The sequence below is a fragment of the Aquabacterium commune genome (assembly GCF_004362855.1).
Classification (GTDB): Bacteria; Pseudomonadota; Gammaproteobacteria; order Burkholderiales; family Burkholderiaceae_C; genus Aquabacterium; species Aquabacterium commune.
The window spans coordinates 100,720-119,895 of record NZ_SNXW01000004.1 but is presented as its reverse complement, the minus strand read 5'-3'; the positions used below and the strand labels follow the sequence as shown (position 1 = coordinate 119,895).

The window sequence follows — 19,176 nt, the reverse complement described above, 5'->3', positions numbered from 1 at the left end:
TCACTGACGGGCGACGCGAGGCTCACGGAGTGGGCCGGATAGGAGCAACATGTTTCAATCCACGCCCGCCATCACTGACGGGCGACGCGCGGGCTCCTGCGGTGTCGCGTTCTCGGTGCCAGGTTTCAATCCACGCCCGCCATCACTGACGGGCGACGCTGGGTCACCGATGGCCGGCGATGCAGCCGTGCGCTGTTTCAATCCACGCCCGCCATCACTGACGGGCGACGCGTTCTTACTCGATGCCCTGTAAACACTGGTCGCCGTTTCAATCCACGCCCGCCATCACTGACGGGCGACGCCGATTTCGCGCAGCGTCAGGTCGGCCGGGTGCTCGTTTCAATCCACGCCCGCCATCACTGACGGGCGACGCCAGCGCGCGCGTCTTTGCCACCCCAAGCCAGGCTGTTTCAATCCACGCCCGCCATCACTGACGGGCGACGCTGGTCACGTGTGCCGGGTGGCGCTTGAGCGCGTTGTTTCAATCCACGCCCGCCATCACTGACGGGCGACGCGCGCGCAATGGCCCCCACACCGAAGCCGCGCAGGTTTCAATCCACGCCCGCCATCACTGACGGGCGACGCCGAGCAGGCCAGTGAAGCGGCCATCGGCCAGGCAGTTTCAATCCACGCCCGCCATCACTGACGGGCGACGCGCAGTGCGCGTCAGCATGGTCACTTCTCCGTGCTGTTTCAATCCACGCCCGCCATCACTGACGGGCGACGCGCAACCAGATCGGCCCCACGCTTGTGGGTTGTTGGTTTCAATCCACGCCCGCCATCACTGACGGGCGACGCGGCTGTCATGGTGGCCCTGCCAGGCCAACCATGCGTTTCAATCCACGCCCGCCATCACTGACGGGCGACGCGACCTGAGCCAGTGATGAGCAAGCCCGTACCCCTGTTTCAATCCACGCCCGCCATCACTGACGGGCGACGCCGGTCCGACTGTGGCGCAACGCCTGTACCCGAACATGTTTCAATCCACGCCCGCCATCACTGACGGGCGACGCGTCACGGAAGGCCTCGATCACATGGCGTGCATGGTTTCAATCCACGCCCGCCATCACTGACGGGCGACGCGTTGCTCAAGGCTCAGGACGCGCTTATCCGTCTTGTTTCAATCCACGCCCGCCATCACTGACGGGCGACGCAGCCTGGCCAACCTGCGGAGACTGCGACTGCGAGTTTCAATCCACGCCCGCCATCACTGACGGGCGACGCCGACAACCAGCCGCGCCAATAATCAGTGATGACTGTTTCAATCCACGCCCGCCATCACTGACGGGCGACGCACTTCGCACGCAAATCACTTTCCCATAAGCACAAACATGTGCAAAAGCGCGAACCCATCGCAGAGTGACTGACTCGTGATCAGTCTCAACTGGAAACGATGCATTTTTCGGTGAAGCAACAAGCACTTAGAGCACGCGCGAACCACAACGTCGAAAGACAGGCACTGCAGGTTCGCGGTTGCCATCGTAGCCGAGTGCTGCGAGCCTCAGGCCACTATCAGAGAACCAATGGTCCGTCGAAGTCCACAGCCTTGAAGACACCGTGCTCTCGAACCTCGGCTCCTCGCGTCTCAGGAATGCGGTAAAGGCGCAAGCAGTCTTCCGCCAAGTTGACCTCAGCCAACAGCCTTCGCTCCAAAGACTCGAACTCTGCCAGCGTCACCTGGCACTCGAACACCGACTTCTGAACACGCTGCCCGGTCGATTCGCAAACCTTGGCGACACGACGCAAACGACGGCGCCCCGACTTGGTCTCTGTGCTCACGTCATAACAAACCAATACCAGCATGGCCCGAAGCTACTTCACCAGAAATGGCACATACCCAGGCACATCACGACATGAGCCCGCTTGACTTGCCAACGGGCTCTCCCGAACCGCCCTGGCCATCAAACGCGCTTGCACCAGAGGCACCATGCCCAATGGCACGGCTTGCGCAAGCACTGGGTGGTTGATCTCCTCGCGCTTGCGCTCCTGGAACGCAACGACAACGGCCTTGCGCGCGTCGCCATCCAGCGAAACCGCCCCACCCTCGCGAACCACAAAGTCGTCCTCGTCGAGCTGCCCACGGTTCACCAGCGTGAGTGCCAGCCTGTCGGCAAGAGGTCGAAATTCTTCCACCAGATCCAACGCCAACGCGGCCCTTCCCGGCCTCACCGCATGCAAGAAACCCAGCTGTGGATCAAGTCCAGCTGCCTCAATGGCACTGCGGCAATCATTCATCCACATTGCATACAAAAACGACAACAAGGCGTTCATCCGGTCTCGCGGCGGGCGCCGGCTGCGCCCATCCATCTGAAACCACTTGCGCTGCTCAGGCTTCACAACGAAATTCAGTGCCCCGAAGTACTGCCGTGCCGCCTCGCCCTCCAGACCGCGCAACACATCCAGGTCCGTGGCACCAGGCAGTGCGCGCAGGGTGGCAGCCAAGTCATCTGCACCTCGCGTGAGCATGGCTGCTTCCTCGTCCAGCTTGGCTTCGCGAGCACCGCGCATCAAAACCTGCCGTGCGTTTTTGACCTTTCCCGCAACACACGCGCGCGCTGTGGCCAATGTGAAGATGGCATCCTTCACACAAGCGTGATGAGCTTGGCGCAGCAAAACATTGCCCGCGGTGGCGCCCTCCAACCGCGCCTTGAACCGTCCGTTGTCATCCAGCAGGACCAAGGCGATGCCTTCATCGGCCAGGCGGTGCATGAGTGGCGCGGACAAGCCAACATGCCCGAAACACACCACAGCCTGGAGATGGTGAAGTGGCACCCTCAAGCGAGTCTCACGATCCACTTCCACACGCAACGTGTCGTTGTCCAGGCGCAGATAGCTCTCTGGCGTGGTGATGTAGAGCGTGTTGAGCAGTTGCATGGTGGGTAGCGTGGCGGCACAGCGCCCTCAGGATTGATCGGGGGTAAACAGATCTGCTCGCAGTCGCACCAAGAGGGCCGACGTGGCCTCGGGCTGACAGCGCTCATGCAGCGAGCAACCCTTGCAGTGCAACAATGCTTCCGCGCCCTCTAGGACGGGTGGCAACAAGCCGCTGGCCAGCATGCGCCTCACCTCGCCAGCCACCGTGACCACTTGCTGACGCAACTCGGGCGTGATCGACACCACGCGGCGCCGCTTTGAACTGGCGTAGTAGAGCGCCCCCTCCGGCACTGCACGCCCGCTCGTGGCTTCGAGGCAGAGCGCCTGGGCAGCCAGTTGCACATCATCGCAAGCTGCAATGGCCGCCGCTTTGTGACGGCTGCCCTGCTTGTATTCCACCGGGTAAGGCACGCCACCCGATGAATACTCCACCACGTCCGCCTTGCCGATGAGGCCCAGCGCCTCGTGCCACACCGGCAAGGCACGCTCCACCCGCACCCCCTTGGCGGTTTCCACGCCAGGCTGGTCAACCCGAGCATGCAGCGCATTGCCGCGCAGGGTGTGCACGTTGTCGTCAAAGGCCTGCTCCAGGTGGATGAGGCCGCATTGCCGCGGGCAGTAGCACCAGTGCTGAAGGGCGGAGAGGGGGATGGGGTCGATGAGTTCAGATCCCATGCTCCCTCCCGCGCCTTCAACCGACCTTGCGAAGGAGCTTCACGCCGGCAGGCATGCCCTCTTCATTGACGGCCACCTCGTAGTCCTCGAAGCTGCGGGGCACGTCAACCCGCTTCTGGGCGGCGATGCGCTTGAACAGCTCATGCGCGTGGGCATTGCCCAACTCGCTGTCGTGCTTGAACACATACAGCCCACGGGTCGACATCTCACCCCGCGCAGCAGAGCGGTCGTGCTCGAACATGTTCTCCAGCGCTTGCCAGAGCAGTTCCAGATCGTCTTCACCAAAACCGGTCTGCTTACCCAAAAAGGCCGACACAAAACCATGCGCGGCATACAGGCCGTAAGGCACCGTGTGTTTGCGGCCCATGGTGCGGTTGTCGCCCTGCTGCTTCTCCGCCTCGGCCTCTGTGGCCACGGCCATGCGGGTGATCGAGTGCTCCATGGTAACGATGGGGTCAATCGAGCGTGCGAAGGTCAACTGGACGGGACCACGCACCTGGCCGCAGTTCACCCCCAAACCCATCACAGCACCAAAGGTACGGACGTCGTAGAAGTTTTGGCACATCCATGCACGTGCTTTCTCTACATCATCGGCACTGCCTTTGCGCTTTTGCTTGCCTGGCTTTTTCTTGGCGTCCGTGTCTTCGGCCTCTGCCGCCGCACCCTCATCCAAAGGGGCATCCAGCTTCAAGGCTGAATACGCACGCTGATGTTGAAGGTTCAAGATGGCTTTTTCACGCACATAGATCTCGGAACGCTTGGTGCCAGGCTCAGGCGCACCCTCTGCCTGGTCGACGGCGCGGATCAGCGCCACAAAGTTGCGCACCTTGCGTTTGAGCGACACATCGGTCATCAGGCCGTGGCCGGTCTCGGCATCCAAGCGTGGCAGGTTGCCGGCGTCAGGGTCGCCATTGGGGTTGCCGTCTTTCACGTCAAACAGCAGCACGAAGTCGTAGCGGTTGGTCAGGCTCATGGTCAGTTGCCTCCTTGGTTGGTTTGGTCGGGATCGTTCTTGGTGAAAAAGGCTTGGCGCTGGTGGTAGTAGCCCAGGGCGAAGCGCCCTTGTTCTTGCAGCGGCATGTGGGGAGGGAAGTCGCCGATGCCATCCACGATCTCGCCCATCAGCTTCTCCAGATTCACCGCCCGCCCCTTGTTGCCGATCTTGGCGAGGTGGTGGTTCTTCAGCCGCAGCAGCGTGGTGAACACCGCCACCGGTGTGCTGGACGCTGCACCGTAGTAGCGGTCGCGGATGGTTGCGTTGAGCCCAGGACTGGCCTCTTCTTGTGTCCGCTCAAGCGCGGCAAACAGGCGGCCCAGCCTATAGCCAACGGACGGGTTGCTGGTGTCTAGCACTTCGGTGATCTCCTTCTCTGGGTTTGTCGATGTGCGGTTGGCATGGCGAATGGAACGGTTGATGCAGGCTTTCAGCACAGCCGCACGCAGGTAGGTGACGCGCTGCTCGGCGCGGCAACGCTGGACTGCGGCGAAAAAAAATGCCGTGGGGAGAGCACTGCCAGTCAGGGCAGCCCTCATCACGTCACCAACAAGGGCTGGTGGCAACTTATCTATATCGCCGTTGGGGCGCTCCTTCGTCGCAAGGCACACCGAGCCAAGAAGCGCCTTCAACGACGGGAACTCTCTGTCTTTTGGGCTGCGGTCAATTCTCAGATCGTCAAACCATTGGCTGGTTTGTTGCGCGATGTCAGCCAAAGTGGACACATGCCAAAACCGGATCGCGATACGGGCCGCATTGGGCGCCAGGCCCAGCACGAAAAACTTGTTCTCTCCGCGGGCGCCGTCGAAGCGCCCGGCCTTGATAGACTCGAACAAGGCCCGCACCTTCTCAGTGCGTGCATCTGGATCGTCGGCTTCACCGAACAAGTCGGTGAACCACGGCTCCACGTCGGCGTCTTCCTGCCTCTGCGCCCAGAACACCGCTGTCTCGTCTCCAACACGGATACGCTGCCTTGAGTTAGGTCGCAACAGATGGTTCAAAGCCGTTGAATAGCGAAACACAGCCGACTGCCCCACAGGGAAATTTTGTCCCTGATGCTTGCCAAACGACGAGAAGGCTGGATTCGATTGGTCATTGATAGCCGACAGCGGTGCAGGCTTTTCGCAAACCCCACCAATCGGAAAATGCAGCTGCTGAATTGGTTGGCTATCGCCAGATACCAAACACACGCCGACATGAGCATCGCCAGCAACAACACCCGAAGACGAAGCAAGTGACGTCAGTGTTGGGTCCTGCAGGACCAGATCAATCTCGCCTGCCAGTCGAAACGTCAGGTTGCAACCTGCGATCTTTATGCAATCTGGCCAGTTTGGATCCTGCAAAACTCGGCTGTATTCACCGCGCTCGTAAAACTGATTGATCGCGGCCAGGCCAACTGATGCTGGGTGCTGCAATGTCATGCTCTTCACTCTGGTCGTGAATGCCTCGAACTGCTTTCTTGCCGTTTCAATGTCCTTGTGCTCGTCGGTCTTCGCATGACCAAGCACAAATCCAAAGTGATCCCACAAAGCGTTTGGATGTTCATGAGCGCGAGTCCCGGATCGGATTTCAGCCTTTGGCACCAAAGACGCCGTCACGTCGGATGACTTCTTGCCCGTGCGCTGCGATGACAACTGGACAAAGCTGCCGTCTCTTTTGATCTCAACGATGTATGGAATACGTTTCCACTCCCAACCGTCAGGAGCCATTTCATCTGACCGGTCGTAGTAGTCCACAAGTGCTTGAAGAATCATCCCCGCACCTCCACGCCAGCCAGGTCCATGACGCCACGCTCAACGCGGGCCCGGAAAAACTGGGGCTTCGGGTCGGCGCGGTCGGCGTAGTCCAGGTCGTAGAGCATCCAACCCAGGTCGGCGCTCATTTCTTGCAAGGCAGCGGGCTCGGTGTCTGCCACGCCATAGGCACCGCGACCTGTTTCAAGCACCGGAACAGGCCGGAAGCTGGCCGCGAACTCGCGGCAACCCAAATAGGGTTGGTTCACACACTGCCCTGCGGCAGCACGGCGGGTGAACATGGCCGTGTACTTGGCCGGGTTACCGCGCGATTCGTCGGTCAGGAACTCCATCTCGGCATACAGCCGATAGGCCACGTCGCGCAAGAACAGGCCGGCGCGCTGCTGTCGGTCTTCTTCGATGTAGAGCGCCAGCTGCCCATGGCCTTCGTTCATGGCGGCAAGGGCATTGCGGTTGGACACCACCGACGACACCTCGTTGCGCCTGACGCTGATCCAGCGCACGGGCTTCAAGACTTCGATCTTGCGGATGCGCCACCGGATGGCAGGCTTCCACAAGATGGCGTCAAACACCGCGCGCGCGGCCGACGGGGTGATGAGGTCGTAGGACACCCGCTCCACCTTCATCTCTGGGCGGGTGAAGCAGGCGTAGTCGCCGGTGACCTCAAGGCAAAAGCGTCGCATGTTGGTCCTTCCTGACTGTTGATTTCGGTGTGTTGGTCAATTCATCGCTCCATGCTCACTCAGACACGACATACGAGGCCGGATCCCCCGGCGCCCCATCCACATTCGCGCCAAGCTGGGGGTGGTAAAACGCATCCCAGTCCTCAATCTGCACATACAAGCCCGGGCACATCGGCACCTCCCGGATGTCGCCCGCCTTGACCAGCTTGTCCAGCTGGTAGCGGTAAACCGTGACGCCGTAGCGCTGCAACTTGCGCATCAGCCACCGGCTCGGGCCGTCGCGTTCCAACATGCCGATCAAGGCGTTGATGTCTTCCTTGGCGCCTGGGCTGCGGTAGCGAACCAGCACAGTCGCGCCATCGGCGTCGTCAATCAGACGGAAGTTGTTGGATGCGTCTTTGAACCGCACGGCCAAGGCCCGCTCACGCTGATCAGCCTCCAACTGCACGGCCTCGCAGATGCCCTTGGCGTCCAGATCGGCATCGTGATAGAGCTTCTGGAAGTAACGCTCGAACAAGGGCAAGGCAAAGGGGTTGTCAGTGCCCTCGCTCCACAAGGTCTTACAAGTTTCACGGGCCTGGCGAAGCAATCCTGGCGGCGCCTTGGTGGGCGGCACAAACACATGCACTTCGCCCAGGCCGGGCAGCTTGCCCTCGCGGTTGCACCGGCCTGCAGCCTGCGCGATGGAGTCAAGGCCTGCCAATGCGCGATACACCACCGGGAAGTCCAGGTCCACACCCGCCTCCACCAGCTGCGTGCTGACCACCCTCACGGGCGAGGCATCCTGCCCAGCGCTCAATGCCGCGCGCCGCTGTACCAAGGCCGCTTTGATTTCGGCGATCACATCGCTGCGGTGCTGGGCGCACATCAAGGCTGACAGGTGCCAGCACCCATCCGGGTCGTTCTGGCGAACCAGATTGAACAGCAACTGGGCATCGGCACGCCGGCTAACGATGGTCAGCACCGCTTCGTGGCCGGCGATCTCGTCGGCCAACTCTGGCCAAGCACGAGCTTCGTTCAGGTCAGTCGGCACGTGCACGCGCACGCGCTCCAGCGCCGCATAGAGGCCTGGCACATCGTCGATGATTTCCGTGACCGCTGAGGCCTCGAAGCCCCGCTTGAGTCCACGGCGCGGGTCCTGGCTGACGCTGGCCGTGAGCACAGGTTGCGTGGCCGTGCACAGGACCAAGGTCACGCCAAAGTCACGCACCAGCATGCGCAGCACATCGACGATGGGCTGCAGAAACTCCACAGGCAACAACTGGGCTTCGTCCAGCACGATCACGCTGTGGGCCAGGTTGTGCAGCTTGCGGCAGCGCGAAGTGCGGCGGGCGAAGAGGCTCTCGAACAGCTGCACATTGGTGGTCACCACCAGGGGCGCATCCCAGTTCTCGCAGGCCAAGCGCGATCGACTGGTTTCCCGCTCTGGCTCCGCCTCGGCATTGCTGTGGTGCTCGATCACGGCGTCCTCGCCCAGATCAGTGAACACCTTGCGGAAGATGTCGGCCGTCTGCTCGATGATGCTGGTGTACGGAATGGCGTACACCACGCGGCTCTTGCCGCGCAAAGCCGCGTGATCCAGGGCAAAGGCCAGACTGGAGAGCGTCTTGCCACCGCCGGTTGGTACGGTGAGCGTGAACACACCGGCATCCCTCAACGCCTTGTTGCGGCATTGGGCAAGGATGCTTTGGCGCACGCGGTTGACAGGCGTGTCGGCGGCCGAGCTGGCCAACGATGTCAGGTGGTTGTTGAGCGCCGATTGCAACGCCTGGATGCTGGGCGCACCACGGCGCGCTACGCCCTTGCCCGCGTCCATGAAAGCCTCGGTGTCCAGGAAGTCTGCGTCCACCAATGCGGAGAACAGCATGCGCAACCAGAGAGCGAACCGGCCAGGGGTGTCGCCTTTTTCCTGGCCGCGCGGCAAGTCCTTCAATGACAAACCAGCCAAGTCGGGCCGCAACACGCTCAGCGGCGGATCGGCCGCAAGCGCGTCGGCCAATTCACGCTGGGCATCGTCAGATGCCAGACGGGCCGCCAAGCCATCGTCCCAGTTGTCCAACCCCGCGTGGTGCCCTGCGATCACATACTGAAGCACCCTCGCCATCATCTGGCCCCGAGGGCCAAACTCATCAGCGAGCAACTTCTCCGCCCACAACGCCCCTGCCGCAGAGTGCGTCTTGTCGCTGTCTTTCACCCGACCTTCGATGTGCGCATCCAGGCCATTGGCTTGACGGATGTAGCGCTGAAAGCCGGAGCGGTGTTTGCCCAAGTCATGGAGCAGTCCGGCCAGCCGGGCCCAGTCCTCACCAAAACCGGAGGCAAAGCGCGCCGCCAAGCCAGCCACTTTGCCCAGGTGATCCACCAGCAAATGCGGCACCACCTCCCCCGTCACTGCATCCACCCGGATGTGCGCCCAGTTGTCGCTGCCCACCTTCATCCCCTTGATTTGCTTCAGGCGTACATGTTGGCAAACCGCAAGCTCATGGCGTGAGCCCGCCCACAATCTTTGCGCACCCAGCCCGCAGCCTTTGCGCCACCGCATCCTGCAGGTCTGGCGGCCCGAGCACGTCCACATCCGGCACGTGCCGCATGACGTCCATCACCAGCTCGCGCGGGTCTGCGTAGGGCAGGTCCAGCAGGTAGCTGCCATTGGCGTCGAAGCGCCCTTTTTGCTGGGGATGCCATGTCTCTGCGGCCACCCAGCGCGCACGCTCGGACGAAAAGCGCAGGCTGGCCCACTGCACTTGCCGCCCCGCAAAGATGCCGTAGCCCGCCCCCAGCACCGCGTCCAGCTCAGCCTCTGGCACGTCGATGGCGCTTCGGGCTTCCACCTGCACATGGCCGATGGCATCGACGCTGAAACTGCGCAGGCCTTGCCGCAAGTGGCACCAGGCGTCGAGGTACCAGTTGTCGCGGTAATGGATCAGTCGCTGGGGCGACACCTCTCGCTCGCTGGCCTGGTCCGTGGTGCGGGCGTGGTAGCTGATGCGCAGGCGGTGGCGCCGCAACAGCGCCGAGCCGACCGCCTGGAAGTGCGGCAGGTGCACGGGCCGTGCGCCCACCGTCTGTACCTTGATGCGTTGGGACAGTTCGACGCTGGAATGCTTGCCGGCGTCCATGACCTTGCCCAAGCGCTTCATCAACGGCGCGATGTGGGGGCCGAGCAGGCCCCCCGCATCCAGGTTGGCCAGCAGGTGCTGCATGGTCAGCAAGGCATGGATTTCCTCGGCGCTGAACCACAGCCCCGGCAGTTCGTACTGGGTGCCCAGCGCCTGCTGGGACGGGTCCAGGCGGTAGCCGCCCTCCTGACGGTCAAACACCACCGGGGCGTTCATCCGGTCACGCAGGTGGTCGATGTCGCGTTTGAGGGTGGCAAATGAGACGCCACCCAGCGCCTCCATCAACTGCGCTTTGCCGAGGCAACGGCCCGAGTCGAGCAAATGCTTGAGCCTGTACAGACGCTCTGTTTGAGACACGGCTTTCCCTGAATGTTTGTCATGCCAACCGTGACGCTTGCTCACAGTCGGATACAAACAGCATAAAACAGCCACAAGACAGATTTGCTGCAAACCAGGTTGCCTGGCGCATGCAGCCCCCTGTCCGGCTCGCCGAGCTCCGAACCTCACCCACGCACCTCTGCGCTGCATGCACCGAGCTCTGAGCTCGGCGTGCGGAGCTCGGAGCTCGGCTCACGCACCTAATAGGTGCACGCACGGAGCAAAAAGCTCGGCGCGTGCAGCTGTGCAGCTCGGTGCGCCGAGCTCCAAGCTCGGGCCGCGCAGCAAAAAGGTGCGTGTACCGAGCTTTTGGCTCGGGCCGCCGAGCTCGGAACTGCGCTCACGCACCATCAAGCTGCGTCGGTGGGGCTTTTCGCTCGGGAGGCGCGGCGGCCGAAGCGGGCGCCGATGTCCTGGCGCAGGGTTTCGAGGCCGGAACCCTTGCCCATGAGCTTCAACAGGGCGTAGCCCTCCAGCGCTGCCCGCATGACGTCGCTGCCCAGTGCGATCTCCGAGTCTTCCGCTCGGCCGACCAGCTGGCGCAGGCGGTTGGTGCGGCTGCGCAGCACGTCCAGGTGGGCCAGGTCACGGCGCGCCTCGTCCAGACCCAGGCCGGGCGGCACGAGCTGGGGGTTCTGCGCGAGCAGGTTGAGGGTCTGGCGGCAAAACGCCTCGGACTTGTCGCCCATCTTGGGCAAGGAGCGGCGCTGCTCCGCGTCGAGGTCGATCAGCCCGCCGAGCTGGTCCTCCAGCGTGCTCAAGGCCGCGTCGATGGCGGCGAGTTCGGCCTCGTTCAGGTCGAGTGAAATCAGGTTCTGGCCCATGGTGTTCCCTGTTGAGTGGTGGTTGGAGCCAGCACCATAGACAAGCGCCCCCCGTGCGGCCATCCCCCTGAAGGGTGGACCACACGGGGGGCGCCGTGGGGAATGGCAACTGGGCGTGTCAGCGCCTCAGTGCACCGTCCGCCCGAACTGGAAGTGGCCTTCCGCGTCCACCTGCACCGGCACCACGTCCTTCGGGCCGAACTTGCCCTGCAGGATGAGCTTGGCCACCGGGTTCTCGATGCGCTGCTGGATGGCACGCTTCAAAGGTCGGGCACCGAAGACCGGGTCGAAGCCGACCTTGGCCAGCTCGGCCAGCGCCTCCGGGCTCACGTCAAGCTTCATGTCCATCTGGGCCAGGCGCCCTTCCAGGCCCTTGAGCTGGATCTTCGCGATGGCGGCGATGTTGGCCTGGTCGAGCGCATGGAAGACCACCACCTCGTCGATGCGGTTGAGGAACTCAGGGCGGAAGTGCTGCTTGACGTCCACCCAGACGGCGTCCTTGATGTCCTCGTAGGGCTCACCGGCCATCTGCATGATGTTGTGGGAGCCGAGGTTGGAGGTCATCACGATGACGGTGTTCTTGAAGTCCACGGTGCGGCCCTGGCCGTCGGTCAGGCGGCCATCGTCGAGCACCTGCAGCAGCACGTTGAACACATCGGGGTGGGCCTTTTCGACCTCGTCGAGCAGCACGACGCTGTAGGGCTTGCGGCGCACGGCCTCGGTCAGCGCCCCACCCTCCTCGTAGCCCACATAGCCCGGGGGCGCGCCGATCATGCGGCTGACCGAGTGCTTCTCCATGAACTCGCTCATGTCGATGCGGATGAGGTGGTCTTCGCTGTCGAACAGGAAGCCGGCCAGGGCCTTGCACAGCTCGGTCTTGCCCACGCCGGTGGGGCCCAGGAAGAGGAAGGAGCCATACGGCCGGTTCGGGTCGGACAGCCCAGCGCGCGAGCGGCGGATGGCGTCCGACACGGCCACGATGGCCTCTTGCTGGCCGACCACGCGCTCGTGCAGCTTGTCTTCCATGGCCAGCAGCTTGTCGCGCTCGCCCTGCATCAGCTTGGACACGGGGATGCCGGTGGCACGCGCCACGACTTCTGCGATTTCCTCGGCGCCAACTTGCGTGCGCAGCAGCGTCGGGCGGCCCTCGGCCTGGCCCTTGGCGTTGCGGGCGTTTTCCTTGTCTTGCGCGGCCTTGAGCTTCTTTTCCAGCTCGGGCAGCTTGCCGTACTGCAGCTCGGCCACCTTGTTGAAGTCGCCCTTGCGCTTGAGTTCCTCGATCTGGAAGCGCATCTTGTCGATCTCTTCCTTCACCGTGGCCGAGCCCTGGGCCTGGGCCTTCTCGGCCTTCCAGATTTCTTCCAGGTCGGCGTATTCCTTGGCCAGCTTGGCGATTTCCTCTTCGATCAGCTCGAAGCGCTTTTGCGAGGCCTCGTCGCGCTCGCGGCGCACGGCCTCGCGCTCGATCTTGAGCTGGATGAGGCGGCGGTCCAAGCGGTCCAGGGCCTCGGGCTTGGAGTCGATCTCGATCTTGACCTTGGCCGCGGCCTCGTCGATCAGGTCGATGGCCTTGTCCGGCAGGAAGCGGTCGGTGATGTAGCGGTTGGAGAGCTCGGCCGCGGCCACGATGGCCGGGTCGGTGATCTCGACGCCATGGTGAACCTCGTACTTCTCCTGCAGGCCGCGCAGGATGGCGATGGTGGCCTCCACGGTGGGCTCGCCCACGAGGATTTTCTGGAAGCGGCGCTCCAGGGCGGCGTCTTTTTCAATGTACTTGCGGTACTCGTCCAGCGTGGTCGCGCCGATGCAATGCAGCTCGCCACGGGCCAGCGCGGGCTTGAGCATGTTGCCGGCGTCCATGGCGCCATCGGCCTTGCCCGCACCGACCATGGTGTGGATCTCGTCGATGAACATGATGGTCTGGCCTTCGTCCTTGGCCACTTCCTTGAGCACGTTCTTGAGGCGCTCTTCGAAGTCGCCGCGGTACTTGGCGCCGGCCAGCAGCAGGGCCATGTCGAGCACCAGCACGCGCTTGTTCTTGAGGCTGTCGGGCACTTCGCCGGCCACGATGCGCTGGGCCAGGCCCTCGACGATGGCGGTCTTGCCCACCCCAGGTTCACCGATGAGCACGGGGTTGTTCTTGGAGCGGCGCTGCAGCACCTGGATGGCGCGGCGGATTTCCTCGTCGCGGCCAATGACCGGGTCGAGCTTGCCCTGGCGGGCGCGCTCGGTGAGGTCGAGCGTGTACTTCTTGAGGGATTCGCGCTGGCCTTCGGCCTCGGGGCTGTCCACCTTCTGGTCGCCCCGGACGGCCTTGATGGCCGCTTCGAGCGCCTTGCGGGTCAGGCCGAAGTCGCGGCCCAGGATGGCGGTCTCGCCCTTGTGGTCGCACAGGGCGAGCAGGAACATCTCGGCGGCGATGTAGGCGTCACCGGCCTTGTGGGCTTCCTTCTCGGCGCCCTGCAGCAGGCTGACGGTGTCGCGGCCGGCTTGGACCTGCTCAGCGCCTTGCACCTGGGGCAGCTTGTCGATTTGCTTTTCCAAGGCCGCGGCCAGCGGCGCGATCTTGACCCCGGCCTTGTCCAGCAAGGCCTTCGGCCCATCGTCCTGGCGCAGCATGGCCAGCAGGATGTGGGCAGGTTCGATGTAGGGGTTGTCGCGCGTGACGGCCAGGCTCTGGGCCTCGGTCAGCGCTTCCTGGAAGGTGGAGGTGAGTTTGTCGAGTCGCATCGGGCGCTCCTGGGCAGGTGGAGGGGGCGAGCCTCGTGCCCGGTGGCACAGGGTTCGTCCGGTTGCTGCGCAGATGGTGCGGCACCGCGGCATTTCAAGGGCAAAGCCCCTGCGCCGGGGTGGGTCGGGGCGCTGGCGTGGCCCCGGCTTGCGCCAGATCAAATGGCCGTCAGGCCAGGGTCAGGCGGCCAGCGGCTCACAGATCACCCGGTTGCGGCCGGCCTGCTTGGCCTCGTACAGGCGGGTGTCGGCGCGCGAGAGCACCTCGTCGAGCGAGTGGGCCGTCTGGTGGAAGGCCACGCCGATGCTGACGGTCACGCGGATGCGGCCCACGCGGGAATCGCAGGGCTGGGCCTCGATGGCCTGGCGCAGGCGCTCGGCCACGGTTTCGGCGTCGTGGCGGCTGCGCACGGGCAACAGCACGGTGAATTCCTCGCCGCCGTAGCGGGCCAGCAAGGCGTCGTCGCGCAGGTGTTCGGTCATCACCCCGCTCAGGTGGCGCAGCACCTCGTCGCCCACCTGGTGACCGTGGCGGTCGTTGATGGCCTTGAAGTGGTCCACGTCCATCATCAGCGCGGCGATGCCGGTGTCACGGCGCACGGCCGAAGGGCCAGCCAACTGCCCGGCCAGCATGCGTTCGCCGTGCTCGCGCAGGCCGCGCCGCGACAGGGTGCCGGTGAGGTCGTCGCGCAGCGCGCGCTCGCGCAATTGCTGGTTCAGGCGGTCGTTGACGATGGCGAACACCACCGAGGCCACCGACAGCGGCAGCAGGCCCACCCCGACCGCGGAAGCCGGCAGCAGCCAGTCGGGCGCGAAGAGGAGGTGGTCGGGGTAAGGCCCGACCCAGTGCAGGGTGTGCCACAGGATGAGCACCCAGTCCAGCGAGAACAGCCCGGCCACCAGCAGCAGGGCGAGCTCACCGCCCCGGCGCACGGTGGCGCGCCGCAACAGCACCCCCTGGTCAATCAGCGTGCCCACGGCGATGAAGCTCATGACGGAGGCCTCCACCACCGCGAAGGTCGCGTCCGAGGTGGCCGCACCCGCCCACCACAAAACGCTGCCCAGGCCGAGCGTCAGCGCAACGCCCAGCACTGGCGGTGTGCGCTGCCCGTTGAGCTGGCGAAAGCCCCAGGCGAGCAAGGACGCGCCGATGGCGGCGACCCCGATCATGGCGTGCATGCCCTGCGCGCGCTGCGCAACCGGCAAGGTGCCCACCCAGAGGAAACCGGCCAGGCACAGGAAGGCCAGGCGGTAGAGCCACAGTGCGCGGCGCACGCGCGGGCTCTCCGCGCGCACCAGGGAGATCAGGCCCAGGCCGAACAGCGAGCCAGCGCCCGCGAGGGTGTAACAGGTGAAGACGTCGATGGAGGCCATGCCCAACTTCGGGACGGATGTGATCGGTTATCGGCGTTCATGGCCTCCAACTTGACCCGCCCAGGGCTCAGAGGGGCAGTTCAGATGCAGTTCAGGCCAGCCAGGCCCGCATCAAACGGGCCCCGAGGGCCGCGCAGGCCAGCGCACCGACGACGTGGGCCGAGGTGTGGGCCAGCGCCAGCTCGAAACGCCCGCGCTCCAGCAGGGCCAGCGATTCCGCCGAAAACGCCGAAAACGTGGTGAAGCCGCCCAGGCCGCCAGTGACCAGCAGCAAGCGCAACCCGTCTGAAGGACAGCGGTCCAGCCAGGCGAAGGCCAGCCCGATCAACAGGCCACCCAGCGCATTGACAAACAGCGTGCCCAGGGGGAAGCCTGCCCAGACGGGGTTGAACCAGACGCCAGCCTGCCAGCGCGCCAGGGCACCGACGGCCGAGCCCGCGGCCACGGCCAGGGCGGAGGTGAGCGGGCTCATGGCTGGCCTCCCGGTGCGTGCCAGCGCGCGGCGGCGTCGGCGTCGCTGTCGCGCGAGGCGACCCAGCGGGCCTCGCCCTGGGCTTCCTCGCGCTTCCAGAACGGCGCCTGGGTTTTGAGCCAGTCCATCAGGAACTCGGCGCAGTGGAAGGCCTCGTGGCGGTGCGCCGAGGTGACGGCCACCAGCACGATCTGGTCGGTGACGGCCAGCGGCCCGACGCGGTGGACGATGCGCACGCCGCGCACGTCAAAGCGCTGGCGGGCGCGCACGATGAGCTCGGCCAGGCTGCGCTCGGTCATGCCGGGGTAGTGCTCCAGCGTCATCACCGCGGCGGGGTCGGGGCTCCATTCGCGCACGGTGCCCACGAAGCTGACGACGGCGCCGACCTGGGCGTCACCGGCGCGCAGGGCCGCGACTTCGGCGCCGAGGTCGAAATCCTCCGGGGAGACGCGCACGCAGGCCAGGGCCTGCTGAAGCGGACTGGCCAGGGCCTGCTGAAGCGGACTGGCCAGGGCCTGCTGGAGGGCTGGCTGCACGGCTGGGGCGTCGCTCATCTCTCAGCCTCCGGTGACGGGTGGGAAGAAAGCGATTTCGTCGCCCTCGGCCAGGGCCTGGTCGGCGTCGCACAGGGCCTGGTTGCAGGCGGTGCGCAGGCCGCGGTCGGGGTCCAGCGCCTCGGCGTGCTGGGGCGAGCGCGTCAGCAGCCAGGCGTGCAAGTCGCCCACGGTGCGGGCTGGCGTGTCGGCCAGAGACACGGTTTCCTGGGCGCCCAGGCGTTCGCGGATGGCGGCGAAGTAGCGGATGGTCAGGGGCATGGGAGGGGGTGCGTGAGAGGTGGTGATCAAGGCTGACATCCCGGCTGACATGCCGCTGCCGCCGGGTGCAGCAGCTCGGCCGCGGAGGTCCAGCGCACCACGTCGCCGGGCTGGACGGTGGTTTGCGGCGGCAGGTCCACCACGCCATCGGCCCAGGACGCCGAGGTCAGCACGCCCGAGCTCTGGTTGGGGAAGAGCTCGGCGTGGCCGGCCTCGTTGAGGCGCACGCGCAGGAACTCGCGGCGCTTGTCTGGCTTGGGCCAGGCGAAGGCGGCGGGCACCGGCAGCGAGCGCGGCAGCTGCCAGCCTTGGCCCGCCAGCAGGCCGATGACGGGGCGCACGAGCATCAGGAAGGTCAGCCAGCTGGCCACCGGGTTGCCCGGCAGGCCCATGTAGATGGCGCGGCTGCCATCGGCCCGGGTGAGCCAGCCGAACACGAAGGGCTTGCCCGGCTTGATGGCCAGGGCCCAGAAGTCCAGCCCGCCTTCGGCCTGCACGGCCTGGCGCAGGTGGTCTTCCTCGCCCACGGAGACGCCACCGCTGCTGATGACGAGGTCGTGCTGCTCGGCGGCGGCGCGCAGGGCGGCGCGGGTGGCGGCCAGCTGGTCGGGCACGGTGCCCAGGTCGCGGGCGGTGGCACCGGCCGCCTGGGCCAGGCCCAGCAGGGTGTGGCGGTTGCTGTTGTAGATGGCACCGGGCGGCAGGGGCTGGCCGGGCAACACCAGCTCGTCGCCGGTGGTCAGCACGGCCACGCGGGGGGGCGCGAACACGGGCAGCGTGGCACGGCCCACCGAGGCGGCCACGCCCAGGGCGGCGGGGCTCAGGCGCGTGCCGGCGCGCAGCACGGTCTGGCCGATGGCGATGTCCTCGCCGGCACGGCGGATGTTTTGCTGCGCGTGCACCGGCTGGGTGAAGCGCACCTGGCCTTCGGTGGCGGCGGGCTCGGTGTGCTCCTGCATGACGACGGCGTCGGCACCGGCCGGCACGGGCGCACCGGTGAAGATGCGCGCGCAACTGCCCGGCTGCAGGATGGCGCCGGTCTGGCCGGCAGCGATGCGCTGCGACACCGGCAGGCTGGGGCCTGGCTCAGCCGCGCTGGCGAGGTCGGCCAAATCAGCCACCCGCAGGGCATAGCCGTCCATGGCGCTGTTGTCGTGCGGCGGCACGGCCACGGTCGAGACCACGTCCTGCGCCAGCACGCGGCCCAGCGTGTCTTCGGTGGCGCGCTGCTCGGTGGCCGGCGCGTGGGGGTGCTCGGTGAGCGCCTGGCGCAGGCGGGACCAGGCTTCGTCCAGGGGGATCAGGGCTTGCGGGGCAGCTGCCACGGTGTGTTCCTTGTTCAATCGGTGTCGCTTGCGCTGTGGGTCGGTGCGCTGTGGGTCGGCGGATTGTGGGTCGGCGGGTTGGCCGGCAGGCTCAGGCAGACCTCCGTGCCTTGCGGGCCCGAGTTCACGGCCACGGTGGCGCCGATGCGCTCGGCGCGTTCGCGCATGATGCTCAGGCCCACGTGGGTGGCGTCGGCAGGGCCGGCCTCGGGCGCGAAACCCTGGCCGTCGTCGCGCACGCGGATCACCCAGGCCGGGTGGGCCTGCACATCGACCCAGACCTGGCGCGCCCTGGCGTGCTTGCGGACGTTGGAGAGCGCCTCCTGCACGATGTGCAGCACCTGGATCTGCACGTCGGCCGGCATGGGCACGCCGTCGTCCTTGCAGCTCAGGTGCCCGCTCAGGCCGGATTGCAGCTCGAACTTGGAGAGGGTTTCGCGCAGGGCCAGGTCCAGGCGGCCGCTTTCGGTGCGCACGCGGAAATGCAGCAGCAGTTCGCGGACGTCGTTGTAGCTCTCGCGCACGCCCGTGTCGAGTTCGGCCATCGCGGCCTGCACGCCCGCCTGGTCGCCCTGCGCCTGGGCCGAGCGCAGCAGCCCCATCTGGATCTTCAGGAAGGCCAGGGACTGGGCGATGGAGTCGTGCAGCTCCTGCGCCAGCAGCTTGCGCTCGCTGGCCACGGCCGATTGCCGCGCCAGGGCGGCCATGCGCAGGCTCTCCATGGCGCCGGCGAGGTGGCTGGCGAGGGCCTCGAAGAGGTTGCGCTCCCCGTCGGAGAAGGTGATGTCGCCGCGGTAGAACAGCTCGACCTCCCCCAGCAGGCGCTGCTGCAGCAGCAGGGGCAGCGTGACCAGGGTGGTGTAGCCCTCGACCTCGCAGCGGCGTTGGAGCTGACGCTGGCGCTGGGGGTGGGGGTGGGCGCCTTCACCCGCGGCGGGCGAGGCTTGTGCGATGGGGATGACGCGCATGCGGGCCGGCACGCCGTCGCGCAGGCGGTCGCCGCAGAAGCAGTCGCCGGTGAGCACGCACTGCTCTTCGCGCGCCAGGATGTGCGGCAGGCTGTCGCTGGCCAGCAGCATGTAGCGGTCGTTGGCCTCGTCGGACCAGCGCACGGCCACCGCGTCGGCCCGGGCGATGCTGCGCAAAGCCCTGCCCTAGC

The 19,176-nt window shown here is 65.6% G+C and carries 16 protein-coding genes and 1 CRISPR repeat array (1 of these 17 only partly in view); all 16 genes read right to left on the bottom strand.

Annotation, left to right across the window (positions count from 1 at the left end; translation table 11 throughout):
* Positions 1-1,295: direct repeats of the CRISPR family, unit length 37 nt; unit sequence GTTTCAATCCACGCCCGCCATCACTGACGGGCGACGC; it reaches 6,851 nt to the left of the window's first position.
* Positions 1,296-1,512: 217 nt separating this feature from the next.
* A complete protein-coding gene (gene cas2 / locus EV672_RS08970) occupies positions 1,513-1,803 on the bottom strand; it encodes a CRISPR-associated endonuclease Cas2 (RefSeq protein WP_133608432.1) in 291 nt (96 codons plus the stop codon).
* 9 nt (positions 1,804-1,812) lie between these two features.
* Positions 1,813-2,874, bottom strand: a complete 1,062-nt coding sequence (cas1c, locus tag EV672_RS08965) for a type I-C CRISPR-associated endonuclease Cas1c (protein ID WP_133608430.1) — start codon at positions 2,872-2,874, stop codon at positions 1,813-1,815.
* Positions 2,875-2,901: 27 nt separating this feature from the next.
* Positions 2,902-3,549, bottom strand: a complete 648-nt coding sequence (gene cas4, locus EV672_RS08960; protein WP_133608428.1) for a CRISPR-associated protein Cas4 — start codon at positions 3,547-3,549, stop codon at positions 2,902-2,904.
* 16 nt (positions 3,550-3,565) lie between these two features.
* Positions 3,566-4,522, bottom strand: coding sequence for a type I-C CRISPR-associated protein Cas7/Csd2 (gene cas7c, locus EV672_RS08955; protein WP_133608426.1), 957 nt, complete (start codon positions 4,520-4,522; stop codon positions 3,566-3,568).
* A 2-nt stretch (positions 4,523-4,524) separates the two neighbouring features.
* A complete protein-coding gene (cas8c, locus tag EV672_RS08950; protein ID WP_243738599.1) occupies positions 4,525-6,279 on the bottom strand; it encodes a type I-C CRISPR-associated protein Cas8c/Csd1 in 1,755 nt (584 codons plus the stop codon).
* Positions 6,280-6,293: 14 nt separating this feature from the next.
* Positions 6,294-6,980, bottom strand: coding sequence for a type I-C CRISPR-associated protein Cas5c (gene cas5c / locus EV672_RS08945; RefSeq protein ID WP_133608422.1), 687 nt, complete (start codon positions 6,978-6,980; stop codon positions 6,294-6,296).
* A 55-nt stretch (positions 6,981-7,035) separates the two neighbouring features.
* On the bottom strand, positions 7,036-9,417 hold the full coding sequence (locus EV672_RS08940; RefSeq protein ID WP_133608420.1) for a CRISPR-associated endonuclease Cas3'': 2,382 nt from the start codon (positions 9,415-9,417) through the stop codon (positions 7,036-7,038).
* A gap of 43 nt (positions 9,418-9,460) precedes the next feature.
* A complete protein-coding gene (locus tag EV672_RS08935) occupies positions 9,461-10,456 on the bottom strand; it encodes a helix-turn-helix transcriptional regulator (protein WP_133608418.1) in 996 nt (331 codons plus the stop codon).
* A 371-nt stretch (positions 10,457-10,827) separates the two neighbouring features.
* Positions 10,828-11,301, bottom strand: coding sequence for a hypothetical protein (locus EV672_RS08930; protein ID WP_133608416.1), 474 nt, complete (start codon positions 11,299-11,301; stop codon positions 10,828-10,830).
* A gap of 126 nt (positions 11,302-11,427) precedes the next feature.
* A complete protein-coding gene (gene clpB / locus EV672_RS08925; RefSeq protein WP_133608414.1) occupies positions 11,428-14,031 on the bottom strand; it encodes an ATP-dependent chaperone ClpB in 2,604 nt (867 codons plus the stop codon).
* Between the two features lie 180 nt (positions 14,032-14,211).
* Complete coding sequence (locus EV672_RS08920; protein WP_133608412.1) at positions 14,212-15,405, bottom strand: GGDEF domain-containing protein; 1,194 nt, start codon at positions 15,403-15,405, stop codon at positions 14,212-14,214.
* 91 nt (positions 15,406-15,496) lie between these two features.
* Positions 15,497-15,877 (bottom strand): fluoride efflux transporter CrcB, encoded by a 381-nt coding sequence (crcB, locus tag EV672_RS08915; protein WP_133608410.1) that lies wholly within the window; start codon positions 15,875-15,877, stop codon positions 15,497-15,499.
* Positions 15,874-16,431 (bottom strand): molybdenum cofactor biosynthesis protein MoaE, encoded by a 558-nt coding sequence (locus tag EV672_RS08910; RefSeq protein ID WP_133608408.1) that lies wholly within the window; start codon positions 16,429-16,431, stop codon positions 15,874-15,876. Before EV672_RS08910 ends, crcB begins: the two co-directional genes overlap by 4 nt.
* A 3-nt stretch (positions 16,432-16,434) precedes the next feature.
* Complete coding sequence (gene moaD, locus EV672_RS08905; RefSeq protein WP_133608406.1) at positions 16,435-16,692, bottom strand: molybdopterin converting factor subunit 1; 258 nt, start codon at positions 16,690-16,692, stop codon at positions 16,435-16,437.
* A gap of 26 nt (positions 16,693-16,718) precedes the next feature.
* Positions 16,719-18,017 (bottom strand): molybdopterin molybdotransferase MoeA, encoded by a 1,299-nt coding sequence (locus EV672_RS08900; protein WP_133608404.1) that lies wholly within the window; start codon positions 18,015-18,017, stop codon positions 16,719-16,721.
* Between the two features lie 14 nt (positions 18,018-18,031).
* Positions 18,032-19,162, bottom strand: a complete 1,131-nt coding sequence (locus EV672_RS19310; RefSeq protein ID WP_341770466.1) for a sensor histidine kinase — start codon at positions 19,160-19,162, stop codon at positions 18,032-18,034.
* Positions 19,163-19,176: the final 14 nt, after the last annotated feature.

Coding starts and splice junctions, on each gene's coding strand:
- cas2 (WP_133608432.1), bottom strand. CDS start 1,803: ATGCTGGTATTGGTTTGTTATGACGTGAGCACAGAGACCAAGTCGGGG.
- cas1c (WP_133608430.1), bottom strand. CDS start 2,874: ATGCAACTGCTCAACACGCTCTACATCACCACGCCAGAGAGCTATCTG.
- cas4 (WP_133608428.1), bottom strand. CDS start 3,549: ATGGGATCTGAACTCATCGACCCCATCCCCCTCTCCGCCCTTCAGCAC.
- cas7c (WP_133608426.1), bottom strand. CDS start 4,522: ATGAGCCTGACCAACCGCTACGACTTCGTGCTGCTGTTTGACGTGAAA.
- cas5c (WP_133608422.1), bottom strand. CDS start 6,980: ATGCGACGCTTTTGCCTTGAGGTCACCGGCGACTACGCCTGCTTCACC.
- EV672_RS08940 (WP_133608420.1), bottom strand. CDS start 9,417: ATGAAGGTGGGCAGCGACAACTGGGCGCACATCCGGGTGGATGCAGTG.
- EV672_RS08930 (WP_133608416.1), bottom strand. CDS start 11,301: ATGGGCCAGAACCTGATTTCACTCGACCTGAACGAGGCCGAACTCGCC.
- clpB (WP_133608414.1), bottom strand. CDS start 14,031: ATGCGACTCGACAAACTCACCTCCACCTTCCAGGAAGCGCTGACCGAG.
- EV672_RS08920 (WP_133608412.1), bottom strand. CDS start 15,405: ATGGCCTCCATCGACGTCTTCACCTGTTACACCCTCGCGGGCGCTGGC.
- crcB (WP_133608410.1), bottom strand. CDS start 15,877: ATGAGCCCGCTCACCTCCGCCCTGGCCGTGGCCGCGGGCTCGGCCGTC.
- EV672_RS08910 (WP_133608408.1), bottom strand. CDS start 16,431: ATGAGCGACGCCCCAGCCGTGCAGCCAGCCCTCCAGCAGGCCCTGGCC.
- moaD (WP_133608406.1), bottom strand. CDS start 16,692: ATGCCCCTGACCATCCGCTACTTCGCCGCCATCCGCGAACGCCTGGGC.